This window comes from Aliamphritea ceti (assembly GCF_024347215.1).
Taxonomy (GTDB): Bacteria; Pseudomonadota; Gammaproteobacteria; order Pseudomonadales; family Balneatricaceae; genus Amphritea; species Amphritea ceti.
Genome location: NZ_AP025282.1, coordinates 530,834 through 543,487, shown reverse-complemented (window position 1 = coordinate 543,487; position 12,654 = coordinate 530,834). Strand labels below are relative to the sequence as shown.

Below are 12,654 nucleotides of genomic sequence, written 5' to 3'. Positions count from 1 at the left end.
CACCGACCGGTGCTGCTGATAAACCCTACGATTGAGCGTCCTGCTCGGCCACTGGCTGATACAACGTTTTCACAACATTAATCAGCTCATGTCGCCATGGAATCTGGCGAATACCAAAAGCATTCAACAACTTCTTACAGACTAGTACTGAAGACGCCGGACGCTCGGTATCTGTTCCGTAATCTTTCGAAGGTACGGCACGAATTTCTTCTGCTCGAAAATCTTCAAACTGACCTGCTGCCGCCAAAACCGCTTCACTGAAACCATAGCGTGAAGTGACTTCTGCACCGCAATAATGATAGGTACCCCAAACATCTGCACCATTATGCACTTGCTTAAGCATTGCAATAATAACCCGGGCAATGTCTGCCGCAGATGTTGGACATCCGCGCCTGTCATCCGCTGCAGAAATTACAGACTGTTCGCGGGCCTGACGCAAAGCACGCTGCATGTAGTTATCACCAACCGGACTAAAAACCCAGCTTACCCTTAGAATAAGGTGACGTTCCAACGTCTGGCGCAAAGCTTCTTCACCACGCCATTTACTATCGCCATAGACACCCAGAGGTTTAGCTTCATCAGCCTCTGCATAACCACTGGCATAATGTCCGTCAAACACATAATCCGATGATAAGTGCAGTACCGCGATGTCACGTTTAGCGCAAGCAACTGCCAATGTTTCAACAGCCTTTGTGTTACGCCGATAGCACTCATCAGGATCACGCTCAGCCTGATCAACATCATTGTAACCGGAAGTATTGATCACATAGTCTGGTTGAACTTCATCAAGCCGCTGCTCTAGCATCTGACGATTATTTATATCCAGTTCCGCATCGGTAAAAGGTACCGGAATATAAAAAGCATCAGTTTGCGCAGCCAGATTCAGGAAATACCCGATCTGACTGTCAGCACCAATAATAAGCAATTTAGCTGGCTGGGAAATAAACGCCTTCAGCATGACTACAGATTACCTCACTCACTACACAGAACAATGGATCAGAATGGGATATCGTCGTCGAAATCATCCATACCCGGCGCAGGCTGTGGAGCTGGTGCTTGCTGCTGAGGCGGCTTCTGGTACTGCTGCTGAGGAGCCTGTTGTTGCTGAGGCGCCTGCTGCTGATATTGTTGTGGAGCTTGTTGCTGTTGTTGCTGTGGCGCCTGCTGATATTGCTGCTGAGGTGCCTGCTGCTGTGGTGCTTGCTGCTGGAAACCACCGCCCTGTGACTGCTGGTACCCGCCGTTATTATCACCGCCGCGACCATCCAGCATTTGCATTTCGCTGGCAACGATCTCAGTTGTGTAACGATCCTGTCCGTCCTGCCCCTGCCACTTCCGGGTACGCAACGAACCTTCCAAATACACCTTAGAACCTTTGCGCAGGTATTCACCGGCGATTTCAGCCAACCGGTTAAAAAACACTACACGGTGCCATTCCGTACGTTCCTGCTGCTGACCAGTTTGCTTGTCTTTCCAGCTTTCTGAAGTCGCTACAGTGATATTAGTTACGGCATTGCCGCTGGGCATATATTTAGTATCCGGATCGTTACCCAGGTTACCAATCAGAATGACTTTGTTAATACCGCGTGCCATTGAATTCTCCACTCCCCTCAGCGTCCTGCGGGGCTATATTGCATCTGTTGATCTTGGTTCGGCCTTAACTTTGGCCGATTCATTTTCCTGGCGCCAAGCATAGCATAATTAGACCTCTGAACATCTACCAAATAATGTTTCAGGACATCTCAGGATTTAGGATGCTTTTCAGGCACGTCTGCCACTATAATCATCTCTTTTTTGCGCACAAGTCGGACACACTGATGGAACAAATCCTGGTTCGCGGGGCCCGTACCCACAATCTTAAGAATGTCGATATCGAAATTCCCCGCGATAAGCTGGTTGTCATTACCGGACTTTCCGGGTCTGGCAAATCATCGCTGGCTTTTGACACCCTCTATGCTGAAGGTCAGCGGCGCTATGTCGAATCGCTGTCTACTTATGCCCGGCAATTCCTGTCCGTCATGGAAAAGCCCGATGTTGATCACATCGAAGGGCTGTCACCAGCGATTTCCATTGAACAGAAGTCTACGTCGCATAACCCCCGTTCAACGGTCGGTACCATCACCGAAATTTATGACTATTTGCGACTACTGTTTGCCCGTGCCGGTGAACCACGTTGTCCGGATCACGATTTACCCCTGGCAGCTCAGACCGTAAGTCAGATGGTCGATCAGGTGTTAGCACTGCCGGAAGGCAGCAAGCTTATGCTTCTGGCGCCTATCGTTCAGGGCCGTAAAGGTGAGCACTTACATACCATCAGCGAGCTGAAAACACAGGGTTTTGTCCGCGCTCGTATTAATGGCATTGTGATTGACATCGATAGCGCTCCTGAACTGGATAAAAACAAAAAGCACGACATTGAAGCAGTCGTTGACCGTTTCAAAGTACGCCCGGATATGCAGGCGCGTCTTGCTGAATCTTTCGAAACTGCATTAAATCTCACCGATGGAATTGCCACTGTCTGTTATATGGACGGTGACGGCGAAGACATGGTGTTCTCTGCACGTTTTGCCTGTCCAAAATGTGGACACAGCATTCAAGAACTTGAGCCCCGAATGTTCTCGTTCAACAACCCACATGGCGCATGCTCTGCCTGCGACGGTCTGGGTGTTAAGCAATTCTTCGATCCGAAAAAAGTTGTCAGTGATCCAAGCCTGACACTTTCCGAAGGCGCAATCCGTGGTTGGGACCGACGTGCTCTGTATTACTTCCAGCAACTTAAAGCTGTTGCGGCCCACTACGAATTTGATATCAACACCCCGTTTGGCGAGCTCAGTGCTAAACAGCAAAAAGTCATTTTACAGGGTAGCGGCAAAGACAATATCGCCTTCAAGTATCTGAATGACCGTGGTGATTCCATTAGCAAGTCACACCCATTTGAAGGGGTGCTTAACAACCTGGAACGCCGCTACCGGGAAACCGAATCAGAAATGGTCCGTGAAGACCTTTCCAAATACATCAATATGCAATCTTGTCCGTCCTGTGATGGCAGCCGCTTACGCCGTGATGCCCGTCACGTATTCATTGCCACCGAAACCCTCCCACAAATTGTTGAGATGGCCATTGGCGATTGTTATGACTATTTCGAAACGCTGAAAATGGACGGCAAACGGGGCGAAATTGCTGACAAAATTGTCAAAGAAATTCGCCTGCGACTGGCTTTCCTGGTAAATGTCGGCCTGGATTACCTGTCACTGGAACGCAGTGCTGAAACACTTTCCGGCGGTGAAGCTCAGCGTATCCGACTGGCAAGCCAGATTGGTGCCGGTTTAGTTGGCGTAATGTACATACTTGATGAACCTTCAATCGGATTACATCAGCGCGACAATGATCGTCTGCTAAAAACACTGATCCATCTGCGGGATTTAGGTAACACCGTTATCGTTGTTGAACACGATGAAGACGCCATTCGACTGGCAGATCACGTCATTGATGTAGGTCCCGGAGCCGGCGTACACGGTGGTGAGATTATCGCCCAGGGCACACCACAGCAAGTCATGGATAATAAAAACTCGATTACCGGTGACTATATTTCAGGTCGCCGTAAAATCGAGATTCCTAGCGATCGCAACTCTCCTGACGGCCGTTGGCTGAAGTTGTTGGGCGCAACAGGCAATAACCTTAACGAAGTGAATCTGGAAATTCCTCTGGGCTTGCTGACCTGTGTTACCGGCGTTTCCGGTTCCGGTAAATCTACCCTGATTAACGGCACCTTATATCCACTGGCCGCCACAGAACTAAATAAGGCAACAACGCTGGATGCAGCGCCGCATCATGAGATTGACGGCCTAAAGCAGATGGATAAGGTCATCGATATCGACCAAAGCCCGATTGGCCGCACACCTCGCTCTAACCCAGCCACTTACACCGGCATTTTCACACCTATTCGGGAATTATTTGCTGGCACGCAGGAAGCACGCGCCCGTGGTTACAAGCCGGGGCGCTTTAGCTTCAACGTCAAAGGTGGCCGCTGTGAAGCCTGTCAGGGTGATGGGGTTATCAAAGTAGAAATGCACTTCCTGCCAGATGTTTATGTACCTTGTGATGTCTGTAAAGGTAAGCGTTATAACCGCGAAACTCTGGAAGTAAAATATAAAGGCAAGAGCATTGATGAAGTGCTGCAGATGACGGTTGAAGACGGCCGCGAATTCTTCGACGCTATTCCTGCTCTGTCACGTCGTTTACAAACCCTGATCGACGTTGGTCTCAGCTATATCCGCCTCGGCCAGGCAGCGACTACGCTTTCTGGTGGTGAAGCACAACGGGTTAAGTTGGCTAAAGAGCTAAGTAAACGGGATACAGGCAAAACACTCTATATCCTTGATGAGCCGACCACAGGTCTGCACTTCTATGATATTCAGCAATTGCTCAATGTACTCTACCGGTTACGTGATCACGGCAACACTATCGTGGTTATCGAACACAATCTTGATGTTATAAAAACAGCAGACTGGATTGTTGATTTAGGCCCCGAGGGTGGCACCAAAGGCGGTCATATCATTGCTACAGGTACTCCGGAAGATGTAGCTAATACGGAACATTCCTATACAGGCCAGTTCCTCAAACCATTGCTGGAGCGCTAAGTTCAGCAGCATTAAGTTTAAGCAATATTATGTTTCTGTTTCGCCCTGGTCAGCCGGGGCGACAGAAACAGATATTCTTCTGCTTTTCGCGGCATCAGTCCCTCCAACAATAAATCGTCCTTAAGTGCATCATCCAGCGACGCTAAACCTCGTATAAGACTCTCACTGATGCATGCAGAATATACTCCCAACCCTGTAATCATCGGTAGACAAGGCGTCGGCTGACTATACCCAACTACTTTTAATGTTTTAGCAGCAGGTTCATAACGTTTCGCCAGTGTCCAGCTAACAGCATCTATACTGGCAACATCCGCCTCACCAGCTGCCAGCATCTGAATCGACTGTCTATGACTGCCAGAAATACATAACTGGCTCAGAGCGTTTCTGCTAAGGCTGTGTAACAAAGCTGAGTATCCAGACTGAGAATCCCTGGCATTAATAGCTGCTCTTAAACCTTGCCCCTCTTCAATAGCACCTTCCGATTGCTCAAAACAAATTGCATCTGAATCTATATCCGCACCCGTAACGATGACACTGTAATACTCACCGTCACTGCAATTTTCCAACCGATATACAGGACTGCCTAATAAGCAGGTATGTTTATAAAGGCCCTGTGCAAAAGGTAATCCGCACGTCTGCCCCACCAATAGTGACTCAGAAAGCCATTGCTGAACTTGATCACCATCTTCCAACAGGCACTCCGGAACAGTAATCTCTTCTGGTAAGTCTTCACGTAACACTGCTGCTAAGTGCTGCCATAAAGCCTCATGCTGGAATTTCAGTTCGGGCCAGTCATACATAGGTAAACGCGCGATCATCCAATTACCTCACTGGAATTATTTTGCGGCAAAACATCAGGTATAGCAGGCATATATGGGTGCGAGACCGGCTCTTTCGCTTGCAAAAAATATTCGTTAAATACCTGACGGTAATTGGAATAGCGATAATTTTGATTATCTGCCAGAAACTGCTCACGACATTCCCGGTATAGTGCTGGCAAGCGGTACCAGGCTACGCCCGGGTGCTGATGGTGCACCGCATGTAAATTATTATTCAGAAAAAGAAATGCCAGTAATCCCCGGTCTTCAACGACCACCGTACGCGCTGCCACTGAAAAATGCGCTCTATGCTCAAGAAAAGTGCGAATTTTCAGAACAGACAATCCTGCATAAGCACACAATATATAGAGCCAGAGACTCACCTGAGCAACTTCAGATAACCACCACAGCATCGGTACCAACCCTGACAAATGCATCAGATATGCCCGGATTACATTCCACTCTCCTGAAACCACTGACCGTACATCATTTTTATAAAACAACCATAAAGACACCGCAGGCCCTATCAGTATTCGCCCCAGCAAGCTGTTATTAAAATTGTATATATCCCTCAGAGCAGTCGGCATTGCCTGCCACTGTTGAGAATCAAAATAATGTGATTCAGGATCATCATACGGATCCGTTAAATTTTCATCCTGATGATGTATCAGATGCGTATCCCGAAACCGCTCATAAGGCAGAAAAACACCTACCGGTAAGAATACTAAAGCTTCATTCAGCCACCGCCAGTTAGTAGGATGATTATGCAATGCCTCGTGCTGCAACGACGACTGCAACGCAAGAATTAAAGGTAAGAACAGCCACAATAAAGCAATCCAATCGCTAAACGACACTACCAGCCACCAGCAGCTATAACAGCTGACAATCAGCAACAAAGTTGGCCATTCAATTCGAATTCCCCGTGTGGCGTGCATACATAACTCCTTAACTATCAATAAGAAGAGCATATGCCCAGACATTAACTGAGGCTATTTGTGAATTTGTAATTTATGCATAAGATATACATCACTAATAATATTTTGTTGTATAAATACAAAAACAATCATATTTATATAACAACAAGACAATGATTATGAACGGCTGGGAACATGGATAAACGAGAGATAGCACCGCTGTTTCGTGAACGCCTGAAACAATTGCTACTGCAATCTGGTCTGAACCCCAGTGAATTTGCCCGCCAATGTCAGCTGGACCGCTCTGCGATGAGCCAGTTTCTGGATCCCGCCAACCTGCGTCTGCCCCGCGCTGAAGCGTTAATGCGTATAGCCGCAGCACAAGGTGTTTCAATCGACTGGTTACTGGGAGTTGCCGGAGCCAGCGACGCCAGCCTGCAGGTATCCAGCAGTGCTGAAATAGAACTCATACCCGACCAGGCACAACACTCCCCGCTCACTCAGTGGCGTGCTGAAATTAACGGCGGTAAAACCCGTTATGTGCCGGCATATCTGCCAGACATGCTTAGCCTGCCTGAACTGGTTAATCATGAACTCGAGCCACACAGAGCCTCTCCCCGTTATAACTTCGGTGAAGACTTACTTAAAACGGTTCAGGAAAGAGGCAATGATCTGGAAATATGCATGCCCGTACAGGCGCTCTATGAACTGGCTAAGGGCCATGGTATCTGGCAACAAATCCCGCGTTCACTGCGTAAAGCACAGTTTGACTATATGGCGCGACTGATAGATGAACACTATCCCACTCTGCGGGTACACTTTTATGACCGGCTGAAACATTACTCAGCGCCGCTAACCGTATTTGGTAATCAGCGGGCAGCCATTTATCTGGGGGGTACCTATTTGATGGTAACTGGCAGCGAGCAAATCAGCGGACTTTCGAAACATTTCGACCATCTGGTGAGAGTCGCTGATGTATTACCGCATCAGGCAAGCCAACAATGCCTGGATATCAAACAAACAATTTAGCCTTCAGTGCTGTAAGGCATCCAGTAAATGCTCAATAATATGGCGCAATACTGGCTGCACATGTATCACCTTCTGTGGATCTAACTGATAAGCATCGAAACGCTTTGCAGAAAAGGCTGAGTTAGCCAGATAAGTTCCTTGCGACAACTCTAACTGCAAAGTTTCAATACCTTCCGCTGGCTGTCCAAAGTGGCGGGTAATAAAACCACCTTTGAAACGCCCGTCTGTTACGCAGGTAAAGCGACCATCCGCTGTTGTCAACGCTTCCAGCTGAGTGGCTAAACCAAACCTACAGCTGGCGCCATTGTTACTGCCAAAATTAAAATCAGGTAAGCGGCCATCAAATAACATAGGCACCCGTGGGGCAATACTGTGCGCGTCAAATAACATGGCATTACCATGTACTGCTTTAAGCCGGTCCAGCTCATCCCGCAACTGTCGGTGATAAGGTCGCCAGATCTGCTTCTTATACCTTTCTCGCTCATCTTCATCCGGTTCCTGACCGGGCAAAAACAAACTGTCATCGGCAAAACTGATATCGGGAAATAACCCCGTCACTTTGCCCTCGTATAAAGGTTTATCATCCAGCGAACGGTTCAGATCCAGCACATAGCGGGAATAATTGGCGCGGATTACACCTACCCCAAGATCACTCAGAAAACTGTAGAGCTCGGGAATGAACCAGTCAGTATCAGCCAGCTGCAAGGCTGATGCAGTCAGACCACTGGCCACTGCATCAGTTAATTGCAAACCGGAATGTGGCATGCTGACCAGCAGCGGTGTTGTCCCCGGCGTAAACTCAAACGGATCAGATATCACGGCGTACACCTCGCTTCACTCTGGCTTTGTTCAGGCGTCCCCCTAACCAATAGCTTAGCTCAGCTGGTGATTCTATGTTCCAACAAACGAAATCTGCCTGCTTACCAGGCGTAAGCGTACCATGGCTGTCATGCAGACCAAGAGCACGTGCGGCGTGACATGTAACACCCGCTAGGGCCTCTTCTGGCGTAAAGCCAAATAAACTACAGGCCATGTTCATCATCAACCGCAATGACCGTACTGGCGATGATCCCGGATTAGCATCACTGGCCAGCGCCATTGGCACATTATTTTCTCTCAACAACACGATTGGTGGCTGCTGTGTTTCCTTCAGCATGTAATAAGCACCCGGCAGAATGACCGCTACAGTGCCATGCTCTGCCATCGCCTTAACATCATCTTCCGTTGCATACTCAAGATGATCCACTGACAAAGCGCCCAGCTCAGCGGCCATACGGCTGCCACCCAATGCAGATAATTGTTCGGCATGTAGCTTCAGTGGTAAATTCAGCTCCGCAGCGGTTTGCAGATAACGCTTTATCTGCTCAGGCGAAAAGGCTATTTTTTCACAAAAGCCGTCAACAGCGTCAGCCAGTTTTTGCTCCGCGATTACAGGTAGTAGAGTGTCACAAAGGTAATCAATATATGTATCTGCATCGTTGAACTCCGGAGGTAACGCATGAGCTGCCAGGCAGGTCGTAACTATATCCACAGGCCATTGCTCACCCAACCGACGGGCAACACGTAGCATTTTGCTTTCATTTTCCAGATCCAGGCCATAACCGGATTTTATTTCCAGGGTCGTCACACCATCAGCCATCAAATCTAGCAATAGTAACTCGGCGCGTTTCATTAACTCAGCTTCACTAGCCTGCCGTGTGGACTTTACTGTATTCGCAATACCACCACCGGACCGGGCGATTTCTTCATAACTTGCGCCCTGTAAGCGCAATTCGAATTCACGGCTACGATTTGCACCAAAAACAATATGACTGTGGCAATCGATTAGCCCTGGCGTCACCCAACCACCACCCAGATCAGTTCCCTGATCAGCCTGACCAGAAAAATCAGCAAACGATCCTACCCAGCTGATAACACCTTCATCTACAGCAATTGCAGCATCTTCAATAACGTTATAATGGCCCCCCTGCATTGTCACCGCATGAAACCCGTACCAAAGATGCTGACAATTCTGATTATACATTCAAGACTCCTATGCTAATGATCAGCACTTAGTAATCAGTGACCAGCCAACAGCGAGGGCAGCAAGTCTTCCGGCATAGATTCATTATGTGGCGCTTCAGCAAGCAATTCATTTGCTTGCGCGATATCTGTCGCAAAATAACGGTCCTGGTCATAGAAAGGCACCCGGGCACGCAAAGCTGACTTAGCCTGCTCCAGTCGCTCTGAGGTTTTAACTGGCGCCCGAAAATCCAGCCCCTGTGCAGCGCTGAGTAACTCTACCGCCAGAATACCCCGGGTATTTTCTGCCATGTCACGTAATCGCCGACCGGCAAAAGTCGCCATTGAAACATGGTCTTCCTGATTAGCAGAGGTAGGTAAACTATCTACAGACGCTGGATGTGCCAGCGTCTTATTTTCACTGGCCAGTGCCGCTGCAGTTACCTGAGCAATCATAAAGCCCGAGTTAACCCCGCCGTTATCAACCAGAAAAGGTGGCAGGCCAGATAACCCACTATCAATCAGCAAAGCAATTCGTCGCTCCGCCAGCGAGCCAATTTCAGCTATCGCTATTGCCAGGTTATCAGCCACCATAGCAACCGGCTCGGCATGAAAATTACCGCCGGAAATAATATCGTTTTCTGCCGCACAGACTAACGGATTATCCGAAACCCCATTAGCTTCAATCACCAGCACCTGAGCGGCATGACGGATTTGATCCAGACAGGCTCCCATTACCTGCGGCTGGCAGCGCAGCGAGTATGGATCCTGTACTTTTTCACAACCAACATGAGACTCTCCCAACTCACTGTTATCGTTCAGTAAACTGCGAAACGCCGCCGCGGTGTCAATCTGGCCGATCTGCCCCCTGGCAGCATGAATACGCGGGTCAAAAGGTCGGCGGCTGCCAAGGGCTGCTTCAACTGATAAAGCCCCACAAACCACGCCGGAAGCAAACAGGTCTTCCGCATGAAATAATCCTTCTAACGCGAAAGCTGTCGATGCCTGAGTACCATTAAGTAACGCTAAACCTTCTTTAGGCGCTAACGTCAGCGGCTCAATACCGGCAATTGCCAGTGCCGCCTGTCCCGAAATAACTTCGCCTTTATAACGCGCCTGACCTTCCCCAAGTAACACTGCACTCATATGCGCCAATGGCGCCAGATCACCGGAAGCACCAACAGAACCTTTACTCGGAATACAGGGAAAGACTTCCGCATTCAGCAGGCAGATCAGCGCTTCAATAACCGTGAGCCGTATACCCGAATACCCCCGGGCAAGACTGTTAACCTTCAGCACCATCATCAGACGCACCGTGGCATCACTCATAAGTTCGCCGATACCAGCAGCGTGGGATAACACAATACTTCGCTGCAAGGTTTCTAAGTCCTCACTGGCAATCCGCGTATTCGCTAACAGACCAAACCCCGTATTGATGCCGTATACCGTACGGTCTTCTTCAATGACACGGTTAACCACTTCTGTACTGGCATCAATACCAGCCACAGCAGCAGAATCCAGCCCCAGACGCAACCGGCGACGGCTGATCTGACGTAAATCTGCCAATGTCAGACTGCCGGGAATCAGTTGTAACTCAAACATTCTGTATCTCTCCTATACCCGCCTGCTGCTCCAGTTGCTGAAGCATGGCCGAATCCGCCAATAATTCATCTAATCGCTGAATATCTTTTGCCACCCAGCGTTCCCGGGTGTAATGAGGAATTTGCTGGCGTACTTGTTGCCAGAGTGCCCAGCCTCCCCGGCTGAAAACATTACTTTCCTGTCGATGCTTCACTGCTATAAAGTCAAATGCCTGAGCAGCACACATCAGTTCAATTGCCAGTACTTTTTGCAAATTCGCCTGTTGCTTAAATAATCTTAATACTGCACTGGAGCCAAAGCTCAGATGATCTTCTTGCAAACCTGACGTAACATAGTTATCCACTGACACTGGCGAGGCATGACGACGGTTTTCCGCACACAAAGAAGCACTGACATACTGCACTATCATCAGGCCTGAACTGATTCCGCCTTCATCCGTAAGATATCCCGGCAAGCCACTGACCTGAGGATTAAGCAGTCGATAACTGCGACGCTCTGCAGCAGAGGTCAACTCTGCTAATGCAGGCGCCAATGCGTCACTGGCTAGCGCCAGACTCTCACCGTGAGGATTTGCCTGCGAAACAACATTAAACACACCTTCTTGCTCAAGTATCAGCGGATTATCTGTCGCCGCGTTTAATTCTCGCGTCACCAGTTCTGAAAAATTTTGCCACTGTTGTCGGCAAGCGCCATGTATCTGCGGTACAGACCTCAGACTGAGAGCATCCTGGGTGCGCTGTCCCTGCCGGGAGGCCAGCCACAGACTGTCACTCAGAAATATTCGCAACCGCTGGCCAACCAAACTCACCTCAGGTGAAGCCTTTAGAGCCAGATTTAGCTCGCCAAACGCGGCCAACTGACCACCACAGGCTTCAAAACTCAACGCAGCGCTCAAGTCCGACCAACTCAACAACTTTTCAGTATCAGCTGCCACCAGACACGCCAGCCCGGTCATACATGGCGTACCATTCACCAGGCTCAAACCATCTTTTGGTCCGATCTGTGGCGGCATAATATTAGCTAGCTGAAATGCCTCAGTGGCCGGAATTACCTGCCCCTGATACTCCACATCACCAGTCCCTAACAATGGCAACGCAATATGCGCCATATGCGTCAGATAACCGACCGACCCCTGTTCAGGCACTTGCGGTGTTACACCGGCATTCAGCATCGCCAACAGAGCTTTAACAACCTCCACAGAAATACCCGAATAACCATGGCTATAATTAGCAACGGCTGCCGCCATAATAGACCGCACCTGACGTTTCTCCAGCAAAGGCCCTACGCCACAGGCATGATTCAGAATTGTTCCCCGTGACATCGCAGCCAACTGTTCGGGTGCCAATATGTGGTTACATAAATCACCAAGCCCGGTGGTAATACCGTATGCCCGCGTTCCCTGACTCACCATTTCCATCACTGCATTGCGGGCGCGCTCTATCCTCAACCAGCGACTGCCACTAATTTCCAGTGTTGCCCCGTCTGCCACATCAACCAGGTCCTGCCAGCGAAGTTGTTGATCAAATACCACCTTTGCCTGCATATGCGTTCCGTTCTTATTTTTCTGTACTTAAAACACTATAGCCAAAGGCTCTAACTATGAATTACTCAACAGTAAGCCTCTAACTAACAACCGGCCACACTTCCAAA

10 protein-coding genes are annotated in these 12,654 nt (G+C 49.0%); 2 read left to right on the top strand and 8 right to left on the bottom strand.

What is annotated here, in order from left to right; all coding sequences use genetic code 11:
- Positions 1-25 precede the first annotated feature (25 nt).
- A complete protein-coding gene (rfbD, locus tag OCU49_RS02365) occupies positions 26-958 on the bottom strand; it encodes a dTDP-4-dehydrorhamnose reductase (protein ID WP_261843430.1) in 933 nt (310 codons plus the stop codon).
- 38 nt (positions 959-996) lie between these two features.
- Positions 997-1,593 (bottom strand): single-stranded DNA-binding protein, encoded by a 597-nt coding sequence (gene ssb / locus OCU49_RS02360; protein WP_261843429.1) that lies wholly within the window; start codon positions 1,591-1,593, stop codon positions 997-999.
- 224 nt (positions 1,594-1,817) lie between these two features.
- Here ssb and uvrA point away from each other — a divergent pair, with 224 nt between their 5' ends.
- Entirely contained in the window at positions 1,818-4,640 is a 2,823-nt protein-coding gene (gene uvrA, locus OCU49_RS02355; protein ID WP_261843428.1) for an excinuclease ABC subunit UvrA, read from the top strand.
- 17 nt (positions 4,641-4,657) lie between these two features.
- Here uvrA and OCU49_RS02350 read toward each other — a convergent pair whose 3' ends face one another.
- Both OCU49_RS02350 and OCU49_RS02345 read right to left on the bottom strand, forming a co-directional pair.
- Positions 4,658-5,458, bottom strand: coding sequence for a phosphate/phosphite/phosphonate ABC transporter substrate-binding protein (locus tag OCU49_RS02350; protein WP_261843427.1), 801 nt, complete (start codon positions 5,456-5,458; stop codon positions 4,658-4,660).
- Complete coding sequence (locus OCU49_RS02345; RefSeq protein WP_261843426.1) at positions 5,455-6,393, bottom strand: fatty acid desaturase; 939 nt, start codon at positions 6,391-6,393, stop codon at positions 5,455-5,457. Before OCU49_RS02345 ends, OCU49_RS02350 begins: the two co-directional genes overlap by 4 nt.
- A 174-nt stretch (positions 6,394-6,567) precedes the next feature.
- Between OCU49_RS02345 and OCU49_RS02340 the strand changes: the two genes are divergently transcribed.
- Entirely contained in the window at positions 6,568-7,401 is an 834-nt protein-coding gene (locus OCU49_RS02340) for a helix-turn-helix domain-containing protein (RefSeq protein ID WP_261843425.1), read from the top strand.
- Between the two features lie 3 nt (positions 7,402-7,404).
- Here the strand turns inward: OCU49_RS02340 and hutG are convergent, their stop codons facing one another.
- From hutG to OCU49_RS02320, 4 genes are read right to left on the bottom strand one after another with little or no spacing between them, the layout of a single operon-like run.
- Positions 7,405-8,220, bottom strand: a complete 816-nt coding sequence (gene hutG / locus OCU49_RS02335) for an N-formylglutamate deformylase (protein ID WP_261843424.1) — start codon at positions 8,218-8,220, stop codon at positions 7,405-7,407.
- A complete protein-coding gene (gene hutI / locus OCU49_RS02330) occupies positions 8,210-9,424 on the bottom strand; it encodes an imidazolonepropionase (RefSeq protein ID WP_261843423.1) in 1,215 nt (404 codons plus the stop codon). Before hutI ends, hutG begins: the two co-directional genes overlap by 11 nt.
- Positions 9,425-9,459: 35 nt before the next feature.
- Positions 9,460-11,004, bottom strand: a complete 1,545-nt coding sequence (gene hutH, locus OCU49_RS02325) for a histidine ammonia-lyase (protein WP_261843422.1) — start codon at positions 11,002-11,004, stop codon at positions 9,460-9,462.
- Positions 10,997-12,547, bottom strand: coding sequence for an HAL/PAL/TAL family ammonia-lyase (locus OCU49_RS02320; RefSeq protein ID WP_261843421.1), 1,551 nt, complete (start codon positions 12,545-12,547; stop codon positions 10,997-10,999). The genes hutH and OCU49_RS02320 overlap by 8 nt, the downstream gene beginning before the upstream one ends.
- Between the last annotated feature and the right edge of the window lie 107 nt (positions 12,548-12,654).